The organism is Microbacterium sp. XT11 (genome assembly GCF_001513675.1).
Classification (GTDB): domain Bacteria; phylum Actinomycetota; class Actinomycetes; order Actinomycetales; family Microbacteriaceae; genus Microbacterium.
Map to the genome: position 1 here is coordinate 2219214 of NZ_CP013859.1, position 22542 is coordinate 2241755.

The window sequence follows — 22542 nt, forward strand, 5'->3', positions numbered from 1 at the left end:
AGGCGAGCGTGCGATGAGTGATGACAACGCCACGCTCGCGTACCCCGAGCCGCAGCGGGCGCATCCGACGCTCGTGATCCCCGACGACGCCGTTGGCACACCGGCGCGTCGCCGCGGTCGCCGCCGCTGGCCGTGGGTCGTCGGAGGAGCGCTCGTGCTGCTCATCGCCGCCGCGGTCGCGGGAGAGCTGATCGCGCGTGCCGTGCTTCCCGGAGTCGTGCGCGCCGTCGTGATCGAGGAGCTGGGCCTTCCCGACGACCAGCCGCTCGATGTCGCTGCCGACGGGCTGCTGCTGCCGCAGCTCATCGCGGGGCGGCTCGACCATCTCCATCTCTCCGCGGATGCCGTGACCCTGCAGGACGTCACCGGCGCCGTGGAGGCCGATGTGTCCGGCGTTCCGCTGCACGGCGGCGACCTCGGCGCGGTCACGGGCACCGTCACGATCGACGAGTCGCAGTTCACGACGCTTCTCGACCGGGGCGACCTCCCCGTGGACGGTGTGGAGTTCGACGCTCCTGATGCGATCGTGAGCGCCTCGATTCCTGTGCTCGGGCTCGACGTCCCGGTGACGGTGACGGTCACGCCCGGCATCCTCGACGGCGACGTCTCCCTCACGCCGCGGAGCGTGAGCGTCGGGGGCCTCGTGATCGAAGCGGACCAGGTCGCATCGATGCTCGGCCCGTTGGGCGCCAGGCTCACCGAGACGCAGCGCATCTGCGTGGCTGATCGCCTCCCCGCTGCCGTGTCCCTCACGGCGCTGTCCATCACCGGGTCGCACGCGGTGGTCGATCTGGCCGTCGACGGGGCGATCGCGTCCGACGAGACGCTGCAGCATCCGGGGACCTGCGCCGCGCGCTGAGGCGGTGCGACGCGGTCCAGGGCTAATGGTCCCGACTGCGACCTGAGGCGTCCGCGGTGCGACCGGAGGCGGATGCCCCGGCCTGCGTCTTCGGCGCGGCGACCGCCCCCGCGCCTGCTGCTTCCTGTGCTGCGCGCAGAGCATCCTTCGCCAGCGCGAGGTCGATCTCGGCGCGCTGGAGCCGGCGGGCCTGGAACGTGGTCGCTCCGAAACGCGCACGCACGCGGTCGGTCGACTCCTCGTGCGCCGTGGCGATGTAGGCGCAGGCGAAGAGCATGACCTGCGCGGAGAAATTGAGCCAGATGAGCAGGGCGAGAAGCGAGGCGAACGAGGCGAGCAGGGGGTTGCTCGAGGCGCCGCCGACGAACAGACCGGAGAGCTCCTGCAGCACGAGCAGGCCGGCACCACCGATGATCGCGCCCGTCCACAGCGTGCGCGCCGACACGGACAGTCCCGACAGCAGGCGGAAGACGGCTGCGATGAGAGCGGTGTCGAGGGCGAACACGAGAACGAGCGAGAGGAGCCGGACGCTCCATTCCGCCAGGGCGGAGTCCTCGTCGAGTCCGATCAGGCTCGCCAACCACCGGATGCCGATGCGCCCGGCGATCGTGAGGAACGCGGAGAGCACGAAGGACGCGCCGATCCCGATCGCCAGCAGCAGATTGCGCAGCACCACCCAGACCCAGAGCACGTCGTCGTGCGCTGTGCCGACGATGACGCGGACAGCGGTGCGGAGCGATCCGATCGCGCCGAGTGCCGCTCCGATGAGGCCGATCGACGACACCGCGCCCGCGATCGACAGCGACAGTGGCTGCCTGAGATCGGACGGATCGACGACCCCGTCGTCGCCCAGGAGCCCTGGCACGGCGTTCTCCACGGCCGCAACGATCGCCTTCCACGCCACGGGATCGCCCGACAGCCACAGGGCCGCGACCGAGAACCCGAGCAGCACCCCGGCGAAGACGCTGAACAGCGCGCGGTAGGTCACGCTGTCGGCGAGCATCGGGCCACGGCGTTCCGTGTAGAGCAGGGCAGCCCGCACCGGGCGCAGGCTCAGGGCCCAGCGGATCACGGCGCCGCTCAGGCGGGCGACGACGCCGGGTCGGGCGGTGTCCTTCTGTGGTGTGTCCGTGCTCATCACGCCCCACCCTACGAGGGTCGCCGGCCGCCGGACAGGGGATTGACGCGGCGCGTCACCGTGGCAGGGGAGCCTGCTCGGGTGCCCTAGAATCGGGTCAACTCGCCGTGCGAGGACTCTCCCCCGATCGACTCCACGATAGGTGCTCCGTGCTTTCCCCTGCCGACTCGCCCGCCCCGGAATGGCTCGTCGTCCCCGACGACCCCAACGATCTCGTCGCGTCGGTCTGGCCCGCCTCGGCCACCCGCGACGTCGACGGCGGAATCGAGATCGGCGGAGTGCGTGCCACGACGCTCGCGCAGACGTACGGCACGCCCGTGCTCGTCCTCGACGAGGACGAGGTGCGCGGACGGGCGCGCGCCTTCCGGCTCGCCTTCGACGCCGCGGCCGCCGACAACGGAACGACCGCGCAGGTGTACTACGCGGGTAAGGCCTTCCTGTGCACCACGGTCGCGCGGTGGGTCGTCGACGAGGGCCTTCGCGTGGACGTGTGCACCGGCGGTGAACTGGAGGTCGCCATCGCCGCTGGCGTGGCTCCCGCCTCCATCGGCTTCCACGGCAACAACAAGTCGGTGGCGGAGCTCGAGCGCGCCGTCGAAGTCGGCGTCGGCACGATCATCGTCGACAGCGCGATCGAGATCGAGCGGCTCGCAGCGATCACCGCGCGCATCGACGCCACGCAGCGCGTTCTCGTCCGGGTCATCAGCGGCGTGCACGCTGAGACGCACGACTTCCTGGCGACCGCGCACGAAGACCAGAAGTTCGGGTTCCCGCTCGCCGACGCCGAAGCCGCCGTCGCGAGGATCCGCGAGATCCCCGGTCTCGAGTTCGTCGGGTTGCACTGCCACATCGGCTCGCAGATCTTCGGCGTGGCCGGGTTCCGGGAGTCCGCGGAGAGGGTTCTCGAGCTGCATGCCGCACTGCTCGACGGCGGTCCCGTGCCGCAGCTCAACCTCGGCGGCGGCTTCGGCATCGCCTATACGCGCGTGGACGACCCGACGCCCATCGAGACGCTCGCGGCCGAGATCGTGTCAGCCGTGGCCGAAGGGTGCGCCGCGCGGGGCATCGATGTGCCTGCGCTGTCGTTCGAACCCGGTCGGGCCATCGTCGGCACCGCCGGCGTCACGCTCTACGAGGTCGGAACGACCAAGGACGTCGAGCTCGGCTCCGGCGTGACCCGCCGGTACATCAGCGTGGACGGCGGCATGAGCGACAACGCCCGCACTGCCCTCTACGGGGCGCAGTACTCGGCCAGGCTCGCATCGCGTCAGGGCGTGGGCGAACCACGGCTCAGTCGGGTGGTGGGCAAGCACTGCGAATCGGGCGACATCGTCGTCGATCACGAGTACCTCCCTGCTGACCTCGCCCCAGGCGACCTGCTCGCGGTTCCCGCGACGGGCGCCTACTGCGCGTCGCTCTCGAGCAACTACAACCACGTTCCCCGTCCGCCGGTGGTCGCCGTGCGCGACGGGCGGGCCAGGATCATCGTCCGCGGAGAGACCATCGCCGACGTGCTCGCCAGGGATGCCGGGCTCGACGCCCCGCACGCCGACGGCGACCAGTGATCGCAGCCGCCGAGACGCGCCGCGCTCGGAGACGGCACGAACGACCGACACCCCTCAGAAGGAGCCTTCATGACTGAGTACCGACGACTTCGCGTGGCACTGCTCGGCGCCGGAGCGGTCGGATCGCAGGTCGCCGCCCTCCTGCTCAAGCACGGCGACGAACTCGCCGATCGCGCGGGCGCGACACTCGAACTCGCAGGCATCGCGGTGCGCGATGTGGATGCGCCCCGCGACGTGGATCTTCCCAAGGAGCTCTTCACCACCGACGCGGAGTCGTTGATCGTGGGGTCGGACATCGTGATCGAGCTCATCGGGGGGATCGAACCGGCACGGTCGAACATCCTCCAGGCCATCGGCTCCGGCGCCGACGTCGTGACGGCGAACAAGGCGCTCCTGGCCACCCACGGACCCGAGCTCTTCGAAGCGGCCGACCGCGTTGGCGCGTCCGTGTACTACGAGGCCGCGGCCGCGGGGGCGATCCCCATCATCCGACCGCTGCGCGACTCCCTCGCGGGCGACCGCGTCGTGCGGATCATGGGGATCGTCAACGGCACGACGAACTACATCCTCGATCGCATGGACACGGAGGGCGCCGACTTCGCGGATGTCCTCGCCGACGCCCAGCGGCTCGGATACGCAGAGGCGGACCCGACGGCGGACGTCGAGGGATACGACGCCGCTCAGAAGGCCGCGATCCTCGCGAGCCTCGCCTTCCATACCGCCGTGCCGCTCGATGCGGTGCACCGTGAGGGGATCACCTCGGTCACGGCGTCGATGATCGAGGAAGCGCGTGCCGCGGGGTTCGTCATCAAGCTCCTCGCCGTGTGCGAGCGCCTCGACGTGGACGGTGCCGAATCGATCTCCGTGCGGGTGTACCCCGCCCTCGTCCCTCAGTCGCACCCGCTCGCGAGCGTCCACGGCGCCAACAACGCCGTGTTCGTCGAGGCGGAGGCCGCGGGCTCGCTCATGTTCTACGGTGCGGGGGCCGGCGGCGTGCAGACGGCATCTGCGGTGCTCGGCGACGTCGTCTCAGCGGCGCGCCGTCACATCGCCGGAGGGGTCGGAGTCGGCGAATCCACGAGGGCGAATCTTCCGATCGTGCCGATCGGCCATGTGACGACGCGGTACCAGATCACACTCGAAGTGTCCGACGCTCCGGGTGTGCTCGCCACCGTCGCCGGAATCCTCAGCGACGGCGGCGTCTCGGTCGCGACCGTCGTGCAGACCGTCGAGGGAGAGGCCGAGCCCACCGCCCGGCTCATCATCGGCACGCACCGTGCGACCGAGCAAGCCCTCAGCGCCACGGTCGACATGCTCGCCGGCAGCTCCGTCGTCGAGCGCGTCGTGTCGGTGCTGCGCGTGGAAGGCGAGTGACCATGGCAGTCGGGCGCACCGTCGACGTCACCGTCCCCGCAACGAGTGCCAACCTCGGACCCGGCTTCGACACGCTCGGACTGGCTCTGAGCGTCTACGACACCCTGGAGGTGACCGAGCTTCCGGCCGGCGCGCTCGAGATCGAGGTCAGCGGCTCGGGCGCGGACGAGATCCCGCGAGACGGCTCGAACCTCATCGTGCGCACGATCGCTCACGTGTACGCCGACGCGGGGCGCCCGCTTCCCGGACTCCGCATCGTCGCGAACAACGGCGTCCCGCACGGTCGTGGCCTCGGGTCGTCGGGTGCGGCGGTCACCGCGGGCATCCTCGCCGCCAAGGGGCTGCTCGCGGGCGACGTTGAGTTCAGCGATGCCGACCTCCTCCGGCTGGCGACCGAGCTCGAGGGGCACCCGGACAACGTCGCCCCTGCACTGTTCGGCGGCCTCACGATCGCCTGGATGGGGGAGAAGGGTCCGCAGCACAAGAAGCTTCTCGTGCACCGCGGCGTATCGCCTCTCGTGCTCGTGCCGTCGTACACCATGTCCACGTCGAAGGCCCGCTCGCTGCAGCCGCCGCAGGTGTCGACGGCGGATGCCGTGTTCAACGTCTCGCGGTCGGCGCTGCTGATCGCGGCTCTCACGCAGAGCCCTGAGCTGCTGCTGGACGCCACGGCCGACCGCCTGCACCAGGACTACCGCGCCGAGGCGATGCCCGAGACGCAGCGCCTCGTGCAGACGCTCCGCCGCGCGGGCTATGCCGCGGTCGTCTCGGGAGCGGGACCCAGCGTGCTGGTGCTCGCCGACGGCCCTGGGAGCCGCCAGGACGCCGTGGAGGTGGCGAACGCCGCGGCCGACACCCCGTGGGAGTCGCTGCTGCTCGCGGTCGACGTGCGTGGTGGTACAGTGGGGGATCGAGCGGAGGGCTCCACGTAACTTTCGTGAATCTGGCCCCATTGCGTTCTGCAAGACCCGCACGCGAATCCCTCTGGCACAGTGCCATGGCCGGCTGACGCCGAGCGTCAGCCCGTGCGATCGCGCGCAGCACCCGCTGTGCGCGTCACGCTCACATCCCCGAGACCGAAGAGGGAGTACTCGTGGAGAACTTCTCCGAGACCCAGAACGATCAGGCTGCCCCGGTGGCCGAGGCTCCGGCGGCTGCCGCCGGTGCAGAGCAGACCGCTGAAGCCGCACCGGCGCGCAAGCGCGCCCCGCGGCGCGCGACGACGGCGACGGCGAAGGCCGCGGCTGAGAAGGCGGCGGCCGATGCTCCCGCAGCGGGCGACGAGGCGCCCGCCGCCGACGAAGCCGCGCCCAAGGCGAAGGCGCCGCGGCGCACCAGGGCGAAGAAGGCAGACGCCGAAGCAGTCGAGGCGCCGACCGGCGACACGACGTCCGCACCGGCCGCCGACGCACCGGCCGCGACCACCGCCGCGACCACCGCTGACTCCGCCTCGTCGAAGGATCGCGGCGACAAGCCGTCCGACACCGAGACCGCTCCTGCCGCGACGAAGCCGGCATCGCGCGGTCGCCGGGGTTCGGCGAAGTCGGCCAAGGCCGACGCCGAGGCGCCGGCCGAGCAGCAGTCCGAGGCCCCCGCCACGGACAAGAACGACCAGGCGCCTGCCGACAACGACGCGCCGACGCCCGCTGAGGCGCCCGAGCAGTCTGAGGGCGGCGGCGACGAGCAGGGCGGCCGCAGCCGGAGCCGTAACCGCAGCCGCAACCGCGGCCGCGGCCAGAACGGCAACGGCCAGAACGGCGAGCAGCAGAGCGCGCCTGCCGACGAGGAGCAGGGCGGCGGGAACGGCCGCAACCGCCAGCGGAACAAGCGCCGCGGCGGCGGCACGGTCGACGAGTTCGAGACCGAGATCGGCGAGGACGACGTCCTCATCCCGATCGCGGGCATCCTCGACGTGCTCGACAACTACGCCTTCGTGCGCACGACCGGTTACCTGGCCGGCCCCAGCGACGTGTACGTCTCGCTCGGCCAGGTCAAGAAGTACAACCTCCGCAAGGGCGATGCCATCGTCGGCGCCATCAAGCAGCCGCGTGAAGGCGAGCAGCAGGGCCGTCAGAAGTACAACGCGCTCGTGAAGGTCGACTCGATCAACGGCCTCTCCGTCGACGATGCGGCGAACCGCGTCGAGTTCGGCAAGCTCACGCCGCTCTACCCGCAGGAGCGCCTGCGCCTCGAGACCGCGCCCGAGAAGCTGACCCAGCGCATCATCGACCTCGTCGCGCCGATCGGCAAGGGCCAGCGCGGACTCATCGTCGCGCCGCCCAAGGCGGGCAAGACGATCGTGCTCCAGCAGATCGCCAACGCGATCGCGCAGAACAACCCCGAGGTGCACCTCATGGTCGTGCTCGTCGACGAGCGCCCGGAAGAGGTCACCGACATGCAGCGATCGGTGAAGGGCGAGGTCATCGCCTCGACCTTCGACCGTCCGGCGGAGGACCACACGACGGTGGCGGAGCTCGCCATCGAGCGCGCCAAGCGCCTCGTCGAACTGGGGCGCGACGTCGTCGTGCTGCTCGACTCGATCACCCGCCTCGGCCGTGCGTACAACCTCTCCGCTCCGGCATCCGGCCGGGTGCTCACCGGAGGTGTCGACGCCTCGGCGCTGTACCCGCCCAAGCGCTTCTTCGGCGCAGCGCGCAACATCGAGAACGGCGGATCGCTCACGATCCTCGCGACCGCGCTCGTGGAGACCGGCTCCAAGATGGACGAGGTCATCTTCGAGGAGTTCAAGGGAACCGGCAACAGCGAGCTGCGCCTGTCGCGCGCCCTCGCCGACAAGCGGATCTTCCCCGCGGTCGATGTCAACGCGTCGAGCACGCGTCGCGAGGAGATGCTGCTCTCGCCCGACGAGGTCAAGATCACCTGGAAGCTCCGTCGCGCCCTCGCGGGTCTCGACACGCAGCAGGCCCTCGAGGTCGTGCTGGGCAAGCTGAAGGAGACGCACTCGAACGTCGAGTTCCTCGTGCAGATGCAGAAGTCGATCCCGACGCTGCCTTCGGGTGCGCACGGGCACGACAGCAACATCCGCTGAGGCCTGCGTGTTCGAGTCCGTCCAGGCTCTGATCGAGGAGCATCGCCGGGTCCAGGAGGAGCTCTCCGATCCGGCGGTGCACGCCGACGCCGCGCGCGCCAAGCGCGTCAACCGGCGCTACGCGGAGCTGTCGCGCATCGTTGCGGCGCACGACGCCTGGATCGCGGCCTCGGACGATCTCGACGCCGCACGTGAGCTCGCGCGCGAGGACCCGGCGTTCGCCGACGAGGTCCCCGCGCTGGAGGAGGGTCTGCAGGCCGCGCAGGAGAGGCTGCGCCGGCTGCTCATTCCCCGTGACCCCGATGACGCCCGCGACGTGATCATGGAGATCAAGGCAGGGGAAGGCGGCGCGGAGAGCGCGCTGTTCGCCGCCGACCTGCTGCGGATGTACATGCAGTACGCCGCGTCGAAGGGGTGGAAGACCGAGCTCCTCGAGCGCAACGAGTCCGACCTCGGCGGCTACAAAGATGTCCAGGTCGCGATCAAGGGCTCGTCCAGCGACCCCGCACAGGGCGTGTGGGCGCACCTGAAGTACGAGGGGGGAGTGCACCGCGTCCAGCGCGTGCCCGCCACCGAGTCTCAGGGCCGCATCCACACGTCGACCACAGGGGTGCTCGTTTTTCCCGAGGTCGACGAGCCCGAGGAGATCCAGATCGATCAGAACGATCTGAAGATCGATGTCTTCCGGTCGTCGGGCCCCGGCGGCCAGTCCGTCAACACGACGGATTCGGCGGTGCGCATCACTCATGTGCCGACCGGGATCGTCGTGTCGATGCAGAACGAGAAGTCCCAGCTGCAGAACCGCGAGGCCGCCATGCGCGTTCTCCGCGCACGCCTCCTTGCGAAGCAGCAGGAAGAGCTCGAGGCGGCCGCGTCGGATGCGCGGCGCTCACAGATCCGCGGCATGGACCGCTCGGAGCGCATCCGCACATACAACTTCCCGGAGAACCGCATCGCGGATCACCGGACGGGGTACAAGGCGTACAACCTCGATCAGGTGATGGACGGAGCTCTGGATCCGATCATCGAGTCGGCGATCCACGCCGACGAGGAGGCCCGTCTCGCGGCCCTCGGCTCGGAGTCCTGACTCAGATCGAGTACTCGGGTGCCGTGAGCAGCGCCCGTGTGTCCTCGCCGGCGCTGCGCGCCCGTGGTTTGGCGGGGATCCCGACAAGCACGCTGTCAGCGGGGGCGTCCTTGGTGACCACCGCGTTGGCGCCGATGACCGTACCTGCGCCGATGGTGACGGGGCCGAGGATCTTGGCGCCGGCACCCACAGCGACCCCGTCGCCCAGGGTCGGATGCCGTTTGCCGGCGTCCCGGGTGCGACCGCCGAGGGTGACGCCGTGATACAGCATCACGTCGTCACCCACCTCGGCGGTCTCCCCGATGACCACCCCCATCCCGTGGTCGATGAAGAACCGTCGGCCGATCGTCGCTCCGGGATGGATCTCGATTCCGGTGAGCCAGCGCGTGATCTGCGAGCCCGCCCTGGCGAGCAGACGGAACCGCCGTCGCCAGAGTGCGTGCCAGATCCGATGCGCCCAGATGGCGTGCAGCCCGGGGTAGAGCAGAGCCACCTCGATCGCGGTGCGCGCCGCGGGGTCGCGCAGACGCGCCGCCGCGATGTCCTCGCGCATTCGACCGATCATGCCCATGTGCTGTTCAGTCCTCGCGGAGGTCCTCGAACAGGGCGGTGGAGAGGTAGCGCTCGCCCGTGTCCGGCGCGATGACGACGATGGTCTTGCCTGCGCTCTCCGGGCGCGCGGCGACCTTGAGCGCCTGCGCCACTGCCGCGCCGCTGGAGATGCCGACGAGCAAGCCCTCCTTGGCCGCGAGGTCGCGCGCCGTGGCGAGCGATTCGTCGAACTCAGCCGTGATGATCTCGTCGATCACGTCGCGGTCGAGGATGGGCGGCACGAAGTTCGGTCCGATGCCCTGGATCTTGGCAGGCCCGGGGTGGCCCTCGGAGAGGAGGGGGGAGTCCTTGGGCTCCACGGCGACGACCTTGACGTCGGGGTTCGCCTCCTTCAGAGCCTGGCCCGTGCCGGTGATCGTGCCACCGGTGCCGATCCCGGCGACGAACACGTCGACCTTGCCGTCGGTGTCGCGGAGGATCTCCTGAGCCGTGGTCTCACGGTGGATCCGGGGGTTCGCGGCGTTCTCGAACTGACGCGCCCAGACTGCGCCAGGCGTCTTCTCGATGATCTCCTGGAGGGCCTCGATCGCGCCCTTCATGCCCTTGGTCGGGTCGGTGAGCACGAGTTCGGCGCCGAAGGCCTTCAGCAGCACCCGGCGCTCCTTCGACATCGAGGCGGGCATCGTGAGGATCACCTTGTACCCCCGCGCCGCACCGACCATCGCGAGGGCGATCCCCGTGTTGCCGCTCGTCGCCTCGACGATCGTGCCGCCGGGCTTCAGCTCGCCGGAGGCCTCTGCTGCGTTGACGATGGCGATGCCGATGCGGTCTTTGACGCTCGACGCCGGGTTGTACGACTCGACCTTCACGAGCACGGTGGCGTCCAGACCCTCGGTGAGGTGGTTCAGGCGGACGAGGGGCGTGTTTCCGAAGGCGGTGGTGATGTCGGAGTGGATGCCGGGCATGGAGAAGCCTTTCCTGAGCGAGGTGACTGCGGGCACCAGCCTAGGGGAGCAGTATCCCGCTCCGGCCTTTGTGACACCTGGTTGCACTCTACGCTGGAACGCATGCCCGATCAGTCCCTCGCGGCGCTCCTCCGCGCCGCCGCCGAACGCCTGGCGGCCGCAGGGGTTCCCGACCCCGTCGTCGACGCCGAACTCCTCGCCGGGCATGTGCTCGGTCTCACCCGCGGTGCCGTGCAAGCCGCCGTGGTCCGCGGCGATGCGATCGACGACCGCGACGCGAGCTCGCTCCGCGCGCTGACCGAGCGCCGAGCGGGCAGGGAGCCGCTGCAGCACATCACGGGCATCGCGCCCTTCCGCCACCTCGAGCTGAAGGTGGGTCCCGGCGTGTTCGTGCCGCGTCCGGAGACGGAGACCGTCGTGCAGTACGCGATCGATGCACTCGCGAGCGCCTCGGAGCCCGAGCCGATCGGCATCGATCTCGGCACCGGGAGCGGGGCGATCGCGCTCGCGATGGCGACCGAGGTGCCGCATGCGTGCATCTACGCGACCGAGCTCTCGCCCGAGGCCTTCACATGGGCCGCGCGGAACACCGCGGGCGTCGCGAATCTGACACTGGTCAACGAAGACCTCCGCACGGCGTTCGGCGACCTCGCCGGCACGGCGTCCGTCGTCGTCTCCAACCCGCCGTACGTGCCGGATGCCGCGGTTCCGCGCGACCCCGAGGTCCGGCTGTTCGACCCTGCGATGGCCCTCTACGGCGGGGAGGACGGGCTCGACATCGTCCGCGTGATCAGCGCCAGGGCGCTGGAGCTGCTGCGTCCCGGCGGGATGCTCGTCCTCGAGCACGGCGAGCTGCAGGGGGAGCAGATCCGCGACATCCTCCAGGCGGACGGCTGGCGCGCCGCCGCTACACATCGCGACCTCACGGCGCGGGACAGGGCGACGACGGCTCTGCGGCCGTGACGGATGCTCGTCAACCCCTCAGGCCTCCCCGGTAAGATCGATCCGACATGTCCTCCATCTTCGATTGCGGCGACGACGCTCAGCTGCTCGCCGGCATGCGCCACGCCCGCCAGGCGATCAGCCGCGGCGAGCTCGTCGTCATCCCCACCGACACCGTCTACGGCGTCGCGGCCGACGCGTTCTCTCCGGCCGCGGTGCAGAAGCTCCTCGATGCGAAGGGGCGGGGCCGCAATCAGCCCCCGCCCGTGCTGATCGGCTCGAAGGAGACGCTCGCCGCGCTGGCGGAGAGCGTGCCGGAACCGGTCGAACGCCTCGTCGAGGCCTTCTGGCCGGGCGGACTCACCATCGTGCTTCCTGCGCAGCCTTCCCTCGTGTGGGACCTCGGCGAGACGAAGGGGACCGTCGCCGTCCGCATGCCGGAGGGCCGGGTGGTGCTCGAGCTCTTGGCCGAGACGGGGCCCTTGGCGGTGTCGAGCGCGAACCTGACCGGCAAGGAGGCTGCGGTGTCGGCGTACGATGCCGAGCGCATGCTGGGCGACAGCGTCGCGGTGTACCTCGCCGACGGCATGAGCCGTGACGGTGTCGCGTCGACCATCGTCGATGCGACCTCGCTCGTGAGCCGCGGCGCCGAACCAGGGCAGGGTGCGGTGCGGGTCCTGCGCGACGGCGCCGTGTCGCGGGCGCAGCTGCGCGAGGTCCTCGGAGACCTGCTCGAGCCCGACGAGCGGTCCGAGGACGGAGATTCGTGAAGCAGTACCTCTTCACGATCATCCTCACCGCCGTGATCACGTTCGCGCTGACGTGGGCGGTCTGGAGGCTGAGCCTCCGCTACAAGCTCTATCCCGGCATCCGGGAACGCGATGTGCACACCACACCGACGCCGCGTCTCGGCGGCGTGGCGATCTTCCTCGGCATCGCCACCGCGATCGGTGTGTCGGCGGTGAACCCGTTCTTCGCGACGATGTGGACGCCTCCGCGCACGATGTGGGCGATCCTGGCGGCGGCGCTGCTGATCGCCGTGATCGGCGTCGTCGACGATCTGTGGGACCTGGACTGGATGATCAAGCTGGGGGCGCAGTTCCTCGCAGCAGGGATCATCACCATCGGGGGAGGGCTGCAGATCCTCTCGCTGCCGTTCGGCGACATGCTCGTGTTCTCCAGCTGGTTGAGCATCACGATGACCATGTTCGCGATCGTGATCGTGATGAACGCCGTCAACTTCATCGACGGGCTCGACGGGCTGGTGGCCGGTGTCTGCCTGATCTCGAACGGCGTCTTCTTCGCCTATTCGTACATCGTCACGAGGGACAGCGGGGCCTCGAGCTTCTTCAACCTGTCGACGTTCCTCGCGGCGGTGCTGATCGGCGCCTGCCTCGGATTCCTTCCGCTGAACTGGAGTCCCGCGAAGCTGTTCATGGGCGACTCCGGCGCTCTCGTGATGGGGCTGCTCATGGCGACGTCGGCGATCTCGCTGACCGGCCAGCTCGATCCCTCGGTGATCGATCCTCAGCGCATCGGCCGGTCGGGTCTGCTCGGCGCGTTCATCCCGATCCTTCTGCCGCTGCTCGTCGTGCTCCTGCCGCTGCTGGACTTCGGTCTCGCCGTCCTCCGTCGCATGAGCGCGGGCAAGTCACCGTTCTCTCCCGACCGCAAGCACCTGCATCACCGGATGCTCGACCTCGGCCACCGGGATCGCGATGCCGTGCTGATCTTCTACGCATGGACGGCCGTCATCTCACTCGCCGTGCTGCTGATGTACGTCGGCGCGCGCGAGGACTGGCCGGGGCAGTACCTGCCCGGCGTGCTCTTCGGCGTCGTCGGGATCGCCGCATGCCTGGTGATCACCCTCAACCCCACCCGCCGCGGCACACCGGCGACGGGTGGCGCTTCCGATCAGAAACCCGTGGAGTCCTGATGAGCCCGAGTCCCGTTTCCAGCACGCCCATCCTGCGGCGCACCCTCATCTGGTCGGGGGTGGCCGCCGCTGTGCTCGCCGTCGTCGCCGGCGGCATCGGCTTCCTCGTCGCTCAGGGCTCAGGTCTGATCAGCGGACTGCTGGGCGTCGTCCTGGCAGCTCTCTTCCTCGCGATCACGGGACTCAGCATCCTCATCGCGAATCGCTGGTACGGCGACCCGCTCTACGTGCAGCTGTTCTTCGCGATCGTGCTCGGCGGCTGGCTGCTCAAGCTCGGGGTGTTCGTCGTCGTGATGATCGTGCTCCGCGGGCAGCCGTGGATCGAGCCGATGGTGTTCTTCCTGTCGATCGTGGCGGGTGTGCTCATGTCGCTCGTGATCGACGTGCTCGTGCTCATGCGCATGCGGCTGCCGCACGTGAGCGACACCTCGCTCCCCGCCGAAGCCCCAGAGGACGTCGCCCCCGGGGCGGAGAATCGTACTCCTCCGCACCGCTCGGGGGGGAGCGACGCGTCTTAGGAGACCCTCATATTCTGATAGGGTTGAACCGTGCCCGCCGCTCGTCCGCGAGCGCTTGCGCTGTGAAGCACACCGACCATCGTCGCCCCGGTTCTGACCGGTGCCCCGAAGCTGGAGCCCGCGCTGTTTAATCTTGCTGCGACCCTGACGCCACGACTCGCCAGTGATGGCGAGTTCCACGGACCTTCGATCGACGAGTTCTTCCCGGAGATCCTCTTCAACATCGCGGGGATCCCCGTCCACCGGATCCACCTCGTCCAGTTCATCTCGGTGGTCGCCATCGTGCTGATCCTCGTGCTCGGCACCCGGCGCATGACGATCGTGCCAGGACGCTTCCAGAGCGTCGTCGAGATGGGGCTCGGATTCGTGCGCAACGGCATCGCGCACGACCTGCTCGGACGCAAGGACGGCGACCGCTTCCTGCCGATCCTCACCACGATCTTCTTCATGGTGCTGTTCATGAACATCACCGGAATCATCCCGTTCCTGAACATCGCCGGCACGAGCATCGCCGCCGTCCCGCTGCTGCTCGCAGTGATCAGCTATGTGACCTTCATCTACGCCGGCATCAAGAAGAGCCCCGGCGGCTTCTTCAAGAACGCACTGTTCCCGTCGGGCGTGCCGTGGCCGGTGTACTTCATCGTGACCCCGATCGAGTTCATCTCGACGTTCCTCATCCGTCCCGTCACCCTCATGCTGCGACTCATGATGAACATGGTCGTCGGCCACATGCTGCTGGTGCTGTGCTTCTCGGCCACCCAGTTCTTCTTCTTCACCGCGGGCGGCGGCTGGGCTGCCCTCGGTGTCGGAACCCTCGCCTTCGGCGGCGCCTTCACCGTGTTCGAGGTGCTGGTCGCTGTTCTCCAGGCCTACGTCTTCACCGTCCTCACCGCGGTCTACATCCAGCTCGCGGTCGCAGAAGAGCACTGAGCGGGTCGGCAACTGCCGTCCCACCCAACGAAAGGAAAAACCCGTGGACGCAACTACGGTTCTCGCTGACATCAACGGCCACCTCGCGGCGGTCGGCTACGGTCTCGCAGCCATCGGCCCGGCCATCGGTGTGGGCATCGTCGTCGGCAAGACGATCGAAGGCGTCGCCCGTCAGCCCGAGCTGGCCGGCCGTCTCCAGGTCCTCATGTGGATCGGTATCGCCTTCACCGAGGCGCTTGCGTTCGTCGGCATCGCCGTCGGATTCATCCCCTTCCCGTAATCCGCACCGACTTCTGAAGGAGACAGGATGCTGAACGCTCTTGTCACGAACCTCGCGGCAGAAGGTGAAGCGCACAACCCGCTGATCCCCGCGTGGTACGACATCATCTGGTCGGCGCTGTGGTTCCTCGTCATCCTCATCGTCGTGTGGAAGATCGCCCTTCCCCGGCTCACGAAGATGCTCGATGAGCGGTCCGCCGCCATCGAGGGGAACATCGCCAAGGCCGACGAGGCTCAGAAGCAGGCGGAGGCCGCGCTCGAGGAGTACACCCGTCAGCTCGCCGAGGCGCGCACGGAGGCGGGCGAGATCCGCGAGGCCGCCCGTGAGGACGGTAAGAAGATCGTCGCAGAGGCCAAGGACGCCGCAGCCGCTGAGGCTGCGCGCATCACGGCGACTGCCCACACGCAGATCGAGGCGGAGCGCCAGGCGGCACTCGTCTCGCTGCGTTCGGAGGTCGGTTCGCTGGCTCTCGACCTCGCCGGCGGCGTGGTCGGCGAGACGTTGACCGACGACGCCCGCGCGACGGCCGTCGTCGACCGCTTCCTCGCGGACCTCGAGGCATCCGAGAAGGCGGCCAAGTAATGGGCAGCGCGACCACTCAGGCACTCGCGGCATCCGCTCAGGCGCTTGCCGCGGCGTCGGGCGTGAGCCTCGACACTGCGCGGGAGCTCTTCGCCGCCGCGCGCGCCGTGGGCGAATCGTCCCAGCTGAGCGGCGCGCTCGCCGACCCCTCGGCCACGCTGGCGGCGCGGCAGAACGTCGTCGGCGCCGTGTTCGGCGGGTTCTCCCAGAACACGCAGGACATCGTGAGGACGGCGGTCGCCGAGCGGTGGTCCTCCGCTGACGATCTCGTCGACGGCATCGAGGAACTCGCGATCCGCGCCGCCGCGATCGCGGAGCCGGATGCCGATGTCGAGGGCGAGCTGTTCGGATTCTCCCGCGTGATCGCGGCCAACTCGGAGCTCGAGCTGGCGCTCGGCAGCCGGCTCGGGGGAGAGGACGCCAAGGCCGCGCTGGTCGAGCGTCTCCTCGCCGGCGGTGTGAGCGCCGCGACGGCACTGATCGTGTCATCGCTCGTGCGTCAGCCACGCGAGCGTCGCGTGCGTCAGCTGCTGACCCGTGCGATCCGCATCGTGTCCAGCCAGCGCGATCGCCTCGTCGCCACGGTGCACACGGCGACCGCGCTCAGCGACGCGCAGCGCACCCGGCTCAGCGACGCGCTCTCGCGCCGTTACGGCGGCACGGTCACCCTGAACGTGGTCATCGACCCCGCGGTCGTCGGTGGTCTGCGCGTGCAGATCGCGGATGACGTGATCGACGGCAGCATCTCCGCCCGTCTCGCCGATCTTCGCCAGAAGCTCGCGGGCTAACACGAACTTCGCGCGGGAGACCGCGCACCCAGATACAAAGGGAAGACAATGGCAGAACTATCGATCAGCCCCGACGTCATCCGTGACGCGCTGAAGGACTTCGCCGCCGCCTACGAGCCCACCGGGGCTGCGGCGACCGAGGTCGGCACCGTCATCGACGCCGCTGATGGCATCGCGCACGTCGAGGGACTGCCCGGCGTCATGGCGAACGAGCTCGTCACGTTCGAGGACGGCACCAAGGGTCTCGCGCTGAATCTCGACGAGCACGAGATCGGCGTCGTCGTCCTCGGTGACTTCACCAACATCGAGGCCGGACAGGAAGTCACCCGCACGGGCGAGGTCCTCTCGGTCCCCGTGGGCGACGGCTACCTCGGTCGCGTGGTCGACCCGCTCGGCAACCCGATCGACGGCCTCGGCCCGATCGCCACAGAGGGCGTCCGTGAGCTCGAGCTGCAGGCGCCCGGCGTCATGCAGCGCAAGTCGGTGCACGAGCCGATGCAGACCGGCATCAAGGCCATCGACGCGATGATCCCCGTCGGCCGCGGCCAGCGTCAGCTCATCATCGGCGACCGCCAGACCGGCAAGACGGCCATCGCGATCGACACGATCATCAACCAGAAGGCCAACTGGGAGTCGGGCGACGTCAACAAGCAGGTCCGCTGCATCTACGTCGCGATCGGCCAGAAGGGCTCGACCATCGCCTCGGTGAAGGGCGCGCTCGAAGAGGCAGGCGCTCTGGAGTACACCACGATCGTCGCTGCTCCGGCATCCGACCCCGCGGGCTTCAAGTACCTCGCCCCCTACACGGGGTCGGCCATCGGCCAGCACTGGATGTACGGCGGCAAGCACGTCCTCATCATCTTCGACGACCTGTCGAAGCAGGCCGAGGCCTACCGCGCCGTCTCGCTGCTGCTGCGTCGTCCGCCGGGCCGTGAGGCGTACCCCGGTGACGTCTTCTACCTGCACTCGCGTCTGCTCGAGCGGTGCGCGAAGCTGTCCGACGAGCTCGGCGCCGGCTCGATGACGGGTCTCCCGATCATCGAGACCAAGGCGAACGACGTCTCGGCGTACATCCCGACCAACGTGATCTCGATCACCGACGGCCAGATCTTCCTCCAGTCCGACCTCTTCAACGCCAACCAGCGTCCGGCGGTCGACGTGGGCATCTCGGTCTCGCGAGTCGGTGGTGACGCTCAGGTCAAGTCCATCAAGAAGGTGTCCGGAACCTTGAAGCTCGAGCTCGCGCAGTACCGCTCGCTCGAGGCCTTCGCGATGTTCGCCTCCGACCTCGACCAGGCGTCGCGCCGTCAGCTGTCGCGCGGTGCACGTCTGACCGAGCTGCTCAAGCAGCCGCAGTACTCGCCGTACCCCGTCGAGGAGCAGGTCGTCTCGATCTGGGCCGGCACGAACGGCAAGCTCGACTCCATCGAGGTCGAGGATGTGCTGCGCTTCGAGCGCGAGCTGCTCGACTACCTGCGTCGCAACACGAAGGTGCTCGACACGCTGCGCGAGACGAACGTCCTCGACGACGACACGGTCGCCGAGCTCGAGAAGCACACGGACGCCTTCATCCTGGAGTTCCAGGGCGGCAAGGGACACGCCATCGGCGCACCCGGCCACGAGGAGCACGCCGCAGCCGAGGCTGAGGACGTCAACCAGGAGAAGATCGTCAAGGGTCGTCGCGCGTAATCGCGTGAGGTACTGATTCATGGGCGCTCAACTCAGGGTCTACAAGCAGAAGATCTCTTCTGCTCAGACGACCAAGAAGATCACGAAGGCGATGGAACTCATCGCGGCTTCGCGCATCCAGAAGGCGATGGCACGCGTCAAGGCGTCCACCCCCTTCGCGCGAGCCGTGACGAGGGCCGTGTCCGCCGTCGCGACGCACTCGAACGTCGACCACCCGCTCACGCGTGAGCCCGAGACGATCCGCCGCTCCGCGGTCGTGATCTTCTCGTCCGACCGCGGCCTCGCCGGAGCCTTCAACTCGCAGATCCTCCGTGAGGGTCTCGAGGTGGCGGAGCTCCTCCGGGAGCAGGGCAAGGAGCCGGTGTTCTACCTGATCGGTCGCAAGGCGGTCGGCTACTTCCAGTTCCGTGGGCTGTCCGCGGCGGCGGAGTGGACCGGTGACACCGACACCCCGTCCTTCCACACGGCAGAGGAGATCTCGGCCACGCTGCTCGAGGCGTTCGCGCGGGGTGGCGAGGCCGGCGGGGTCGACGAGATCCATCTCGTCTTCAACCGCTTCGTCAGCATGATGACGCAGGAGCCCGAATCGGTGCGCCTGCTCCCGCTGGAGATCGCGGAGGCCGACGACTCGGAGGCGGGCAGCACGGTCTACCCGCTCTACGAGTTCGAGCCGGATGCCGAGACGGTGCTGGACGCGATCCTCCCGGTCTACATCCAGAGCCGCGTCTTCAACGCTCTCCTGCAGTCGGCCGCCGCCAAGCAGGCGGCGACGCAGAAGGCGATGAAGTCGGCCAGCGACAACGCCGACAAGCTCATCACCGATTACACGCGCCTGCGCAACAACGCGCGTCAGGCGGAGATCACGCAGCAGATCGCGGAGATCGTCGGCGGCGCCGACGCCCTCGCCTCGAGCAAATAGACATCAGGAAAGAGACGAACAAATGACCACCACCGCCACGGCTGACAAGCCGGCGACCGCGGTCGTCGGGCGCGTCGCACGCGTCAACGGTCCGGTTGTCGACATCGAGTTCCCGCATGACTCGATCCCCGACATCTACAACGCGCTGAAGACCACGATCTCGATCGGCGACGAGTCGACCGAGATCACGCTCGAGGTCGCGCAGCACCTCGGTGACGACCTCGTCCGCGCCATCGCCCTGAAGCCGACCGACGGCATCGTGCGCGGCCAGGAGGTGCGCGACACGGGTGAGCCGATCACGGTTCCCGTCGGCGACATCACCAAGGGCAAGGTCTTCAACGTCATCGGCGAGGTGCTCAACGCCGAGCCGGGCGAGACCCTTCAGGTGACGGAGCGCTGGCCGATCCACCGCAAGGCGCCGAACTTCGACCAGCTCGAGTCGAAGACCACCATGTTCGAGACGGGCATCAAGTCGATCGACCTGCTCACGCCGTACGTGCAGGGTGGAAAGATCGGTCTGTTCGGCGGTGCCGGCGTCGGCAAGACCGTGCTCATCCAGGAGATGATCCAGCGCGTCGCGCAGGACCACGGTGGCGTGTCGGTGTTCGCCGGTGTCGGTGAGCGCACCCGTGAGGGCAACGACCTCATCCACGAGATGGAGGACGCCGGCGTCTTCGACAAGACGGCCCTCGTGTTCGGTCAGATGGACGAGCCGCCGGGGACGCGTCTGCGCGTCGCGCTGTCGGCCCTCACGATGGCGGAGTACTTCCGTGACGTGCAGAAGCAGGACGTGCTGCTCTTCATCGACAACATCTTCCGCTTCACGCAGGCCGGTTCCGAGGTCTCCACGCTGCTGGGCCGCATGCCCTCGGCTGTGGGCTACCAGCCGAACCTCGCCGACGAGATGGGCCTCCTGCAGGAGCGCATCACCTCGACCCGCGGTCACTCGATCACCTCGCTGCAGGCGATCTACGTGCCGGCCGACGACTACACCGACCCGGCTCCGGCGACGACCTTCGCCCACCTGGACGCCACCACGGAGCTCTCGCGCGAGATCGCGTCGAAGGGTCTGTACCCGGCCATCGACCCGCTGACCTCGACGTCGCGCATCATGGACCCCCGCTACCTGGGCGAGGACCACTACCGCGTCGCCACCACGGTCAAGCAGATCCTCCAGAAGAACAAGGAGCTGCAGGAGATCATCGCCATCCTCGGTGTCGATGAGCTCTCCGAGGAAGACAAGATCGTCGTGGCGCGTGCCCGTCGCATCCAGCAGTTCCTCTCGCAGAACACCTACATGGCGAAGAAGTTCACGGGTGTCGAGGGATCGACGGTTCCGCTCAAGGAGACCATCGAGTCGTTCGACGCGATCTGCCGCGGTGACTTCGACCACGTCGCAGAGCAGGCGTTCTTCAACGTCGGCGGCATCTCCGATGTCGAAGAGGCGTGGGCGAAGATCCAGAAGGAGAACGGCTGACCATGGCGCTGCACGTCAGCCTCGTCTCCGCTGAGGCGGAGGTCTGGACGGGAGAGGCGAACCTCGTGGTCGCCAAGACCGTCGAGGGCGAGATCGGCTTCATGTCCGGCCATGAGCCGGTGCTGGCCATCCTCGCCGAGGGGCAGGTTCGGATCACCCAGGCCGATGGCACCAAGGTGCTCGCGAACGCGCAGGACGGATTCCTCTCGATGGAGGGCGATGTCCTGACGATCGTCGCAGGCAACGCGGCGCTCATCGCCTGATCAACCCTTCTCACGTCCGCCTCGCGGGACCGGGCCTCGCCCGGATCCGCGAGGCGGACGTCTGCGTCTGCGAGGTGTCATGAAGGTCCTTCTCCCGCCGTCCGAGACGAAGCGCCCCGGCGGCGATGGGGCGCCGATCGATCTGGACGCGCTCGACCTGCCATCGCTGCGCGATCACCGGCGGCAGGCCATCGAGGCTCTGATCGACCTCTCCCGTGACGAGGACGCTGCACGGCGCGTGCTCAAGCTCAGCGACCGGCAGGTGGAGGACATCGCCCATAACAGCGCTCTGCTGTCGGCCCCGACCATGCCCGCAGTCGACCGGTACACCGGGGTGCTCTTCGACGCGCTGGATGCCGCCTCCCTTTCCACGCAGGCTCGTCGCTGGCTGGGCGCGCACGTCTGGATCCACTCGGCGCCCTTCGGGCCGGTCGGTGCGCTGGACGGCATCCCCGTCTACCGTCTCGCGGCGGGGACGGCGCTGCCTGGCGTCGCCCCGCTCCGACGGCACTGGGCCGACGCGACGTCATCCGCGATCGCCCAGGTCCGTCCGTCGTTCGTGCTGGACCTTCGCAGCGAGGCATATGTCGCGCTCGGCCCGGTACCGGCATCCCTGGCCACCGTGTACGTACGGGTCGTGACCGAGCAGGGGAGAGCGCTCAACCACTTCAACAAGAAGTCGAAGGGTCTTCTCGTGCGTGCCCTGGCCGAGGACCGACCGCGCGTCGGGTCGCTCCGGGCGTTCCTGGCGTGGGCGGAGTCGCGGAGTCTTACGGTCAGGGTCACGGATTCGCCTGGCATCGTGGAGCTGGTCGTCGCCGGATGACGCCGCATGACGGATGGGGAATTCTCCCCGCCCGGGTCGTTGCCACCGTTCTGGTCATATGGGAGAGTAGTGCTTGCTCCGGCCCATGACGGGCCACACAAGGAAGGACATTCCATGTCGAACGATGCAACCGGTCCCGCAGACCCGAACAACGGTGATCTGACCGGCGCGGCGAACGTGCCGCCGGCACCGCCTGCACCGCCCGCCCAGCCCGCCGGGGCGCAGCCTCCGACCGGTGCTCCGACTCCGCCCGCGCAGGGCGCTCCCGCATACGGCCAGCCTCCGCAGGGTGCTCCGGCCTACGGCCAGCCCGCAGGTTACGGCCAGCCCGCTCCGGGTGCCCCCGGTTACGGCCAGCCCGGCTACGGTGCTCCCGCAGGTGCTCCGTACGGCGCTCAGCCCGGATACGGCGCGCCCGTGCAGAGCAACATCACGCTGAACCTGTGGCTCTCGGTGTTCTTCAGCTGGCTTCCCGCCCTGATCTTCTACCTGGTCGAGAAGGACAAGGTCGCTCCCAACTATCAGCGGGCCAACGCGGCGAACCTGAACTACCAGATCATCGTCGTCATCGCCTACGCCGCGGTCGGCATCCTCAGCGTCGTGACGTTCGGCATCGGTGCGATCCTGTACTTCGTGCTGTGGATCGGGCAGATCGTCATCGGAATCATCCATGCGGTCAATGTGCCGACGCAGCTGGCATCGGGGCAGGAGGGCAAGTTCTACCTCGCCCCGGCCTGGGTCAAGTAACGTCGTATCGAAGGGTTCCCGGTCCACGGCCGGGAGCCCTTCGTCGTTCCCGGGAA

At 68.7% G+C, this 22542-nt stretch carries 23 protein-coding genes; 20 read left to right on the top strand and 3 right to left on the bottom strand.

Going from position 1 to position 22542, the window contains the following annotated elements:
* Positions 1-13: 13 nt before the first annotated feature.
* Positions 14-859 carry an LmeA family phospholipid-binding protein gene (locus AB663_RS10270; RefSeq protein WP_067198611.1) on the top strand — a complete coding sequence of 282 codons (846 nt, stop codon included), beginning with the start codon at positions 14-16 and terminating at the stop codon, positions 857-859.
* 22 nt (positions 860-881) lie between these two features.
* Here the strand turns inward: AB663_RS10270 and AB663_RS10275 are convergent, their stop codons facing one another.
* On the bottom strand, positions 882-1997 hold the full coding sequence (locus AB663_RS10275) for a YihY/virulence factor BrkB family protein (protein WP_067198613.1): 1116 nt from the start codon (positions 1995-1997) through the stop codon (positions 882-884).
* A gap of 149 nt (positions 1998-2146) precedes the next feature.
* Between AB663_RS10275 and lysA the strand changes: the two genes are divergently transcribed.
* The 5 genes from lysA (at position 2147) to prfA (ending at position 9072) form a co-directional block, all read left to right on the top strand.
* Complete coding sequence (lysA, locus tag AB663_RS10280; protein WP_067198615.1) at positions 2147-3562, top strand: diaminopimelate decarboxylase; 1416 nt, start codon at positions 2147-2149, stop codon at positions 3560-3562.
* A 69-nt stretch (positions 3563-3631) separates the two neighbouring features.
* Positions 3632-4936 (top strand): homoserine dehydrogenase, encoded by a 1305-nt coding sequence (locus tag AB663_RS10285; RefSeq protein ID WP_067198617.1) that lies wholly within the window; start codon positions 3632-3634, stop codon positions 4934-4936.
* A gap of 2 nt (positions 4937-4938) precedes the next feature.
* The gene (gene thrB / locus AB663_RS10290; protein WP_083511203.1) at positions 4939-5868 is read left to right on the top strand and encodes a homoserine kinase; all 930 of its coding nucleotides are present in this window, start codon (positions 4939-4941) and stop codon (positions 5866-5868) included.
* 161 nt (positions 5869-6029) lie between these two features.
* Positions 6030-7985 (top strand): transcription termination factor Rho, encoded by a 1956-nt coding sequence (gene rho / locus AB663_RS10295; RefSeq protein WP_067198622.1) that lies wholly within the window; start codon positions 6030-6032, stop codon positions 7983-7985.
* Between the two features lie 7 nt (positions 7986-7992).
* Entirely contained in the window at positions 7993-9072 is a 1080-nt protein-coding gene (gene prfA, locus AB663_RS10300; RefSeq protein ID WP_067198624.1) for a peptide chain release factor 1, read from the top strand.
* A gap of 1 nt (position 9073) precedes the next feature.
* Here the strand turns inward: prfA and epsC are convergent, their stop codons facing one another.
* Positions 9074-9643: a serine O-acetyltransferase EpsC gene (gene epsC, locus AB663_RS10305; protein ID WP_067198627.1), complete on the bottom strand. Its 570-nt coding sequence runs from the start codon at positions 9641-9643 to the stop codon at positions 9074-9076.
* 7 nt (positions 9644-9650) lie between these two features.
* Complete coding sequence (gene cysK / locus AB663_RS10310) at positions 9651-10589, bottom strand: cysteine synthase A (RefSeq protein WP_067198630.1); 939 nt, start codon at positions 10587-10589, stop codon at positions 9651-9653.
* 102 nt (positions 10590-10691) lie between these two features.
* Here cysK and prmC point away from each other — a divergent pair, with 102 nt between their 5' ends.
* From prmC to AB663_RS10380, 14 genes are all read left to right on the top strand, one after another.
* Positions 10692-11552, top strand: coding sequence for a peptide chain release factor N(5)-glutamine methyltransferase (gene prmC / locus AB663_RS10315; protein ID WP_067198632.1), 861 nt, complete (start codon positions 10692-10694; stop codon positions 11550-11552).
* Positions 11553-11599: 47 nt separating this feature from the next.
* Complete coding sequence (locus AB663_RS10320; protein ID WP_067198634.1) at positions 11600-12301, top strand: L-threonylcarbamoyladenylate synthase; 702 nt, start codon at positions 11600-11602, stop codon at positions 12299-12301.
* A complete protein-coding gene (locus AB663_RS10325) occupies positions 12298-13467 on the top strand; it encodes a glycosyltransferase family 4 protein (RefSeq protein WP_067198636.1) in 1170 nt (389 codons plus the stop codon). Before AB663_RS10320 ends, AB663_RS10325 begins: the two co-directional genes overlap by 4 nt.
* The gene (locus AB663_RS10330; RefSeq protein WP_067198638.1) at positions 13467-13985 is read left to right on the top strand and encodes a hypothetical protein; all 519 of its coding nucleotides are present in this window, start codon (positions 13467-13469) and stop codon (positions 13983-13985) included. Before AB663_RS10325 ends, AB663_RS10330 begins: the two co-directional genes overlap by 1 nt.
* Positions 13986-14108: 123 nt before the next feature.
* Complete coding sequence (atpB, locus tag AB663_RS10335; protein WP_232304690.1) at positions 14109-14915, top strand: F0F1 ATP synthase subunit A; 807 nt, start codon at positions 14109-14111, stop codon at positions 14913-14915.
* 43 nt (positions 14916-14958) lie between these two features.
* Positions 14959-15195 (top strand): ATP synthase F0 subunit C, encoded by a 237-nt coding sequence (atpE, locus tag AB663_RS10340; protein WP_067198640.1) that lies wholly within the window; start codon positions 14959-14961, stop codon positions 15193-15195.
* A 27-nt stretch (positions 15196-15222) separates the two neighbouring features.
* On the top strand, positions 15223-15777 hold the full coding sequence (locus AB663_RS10345) for a F0F1 ATP synthase subunit B (protein ID WP_067198643.1): 555 nt from the start codon (positions 15223-15225) through the stop codon (positions 15775-15777).
* Positions 15777-16565, top strand: a complete 789-nt coding sequence (locus AB663_RS10350; protein ID WP_067198646.1) for a F0F1 ATP synthase subunit delta — start codon at positions 15777-15779, stop codon at positions 16563-16565. Before AB663_RS10345 ends, AB663_RS10350 begins: the two co-directional genes overlap by 1 nt.
* Before the next feature lie 48 nt (positions 16566-16613).
* Entirely contained in the window at positions 16614-18254 is a 1641-nt protein-coding gene (gene atpA, locus AB663_RS10355) for a F0F1 ATP synthase subunit alpha (protein ID WP_067198648.1), read from the top strand.
* Positions 18255-18273: 19 nt separating this feature from the next.
* Positions 18274-19173: a F0F1 ATP synthase subunit gamma gene (locus AB663_RS10360; protein WP_067198650.1), complete on the top strand. Its 900-nt coding sequence runs from the start codon at positions 18274-18276 to the stop codon at positions 19171-19173.
* A gap of 22 nt (positions 19174-19195) precedes the next feature.
* Positions 19196-20650 (top strand): F0F1 ATP synthase subunit beta, encoded by a 1455-nt coding sequence (atpD, locus tag AB663_RS10365; protein ID WP_067198653.1) that lies wholly within the window; start codon positions 19196-19198, stop codon positions 20648-20650.
* Between the two features lie 2 nt (positions 20651-20652).
* Positions 20653-20913, top strand: a complete 261-nt coding sequence (locus AB663_RS10370) for a F0F1 ATP synthase subunit epsilon (RefSeq protein ID WP_067198655.1) — start codon at positions 20653-20655, stop codon at positions 20911-20913.
* Between the two features lie 79 nt (positions 20914-20992).
* The gene (locus tag AB663_RS10375) at positions 20993-21739 is read left to right on the top strand and encodes a YaaA family protein (RefSeq protein WP_067198657.1); all 747 of its coding nucleotides are present in this window, start codon (positions 20993-20995) and stop codon (positions 21737-21739) included.
* A gap of 114 nt (positions 21740-21853) precedes the next feature.
* Entirely contained in the window at positions 21854-22486 is a 633-nt protein-coding gene (locus AB663_RS10380) for a DUF4870 domain-containing protein (protein ID WP_067198660.1), read from the top strand.
* The last annotated feature ends 56 nt before the right edge of the window (positions 22487-22542 follow it).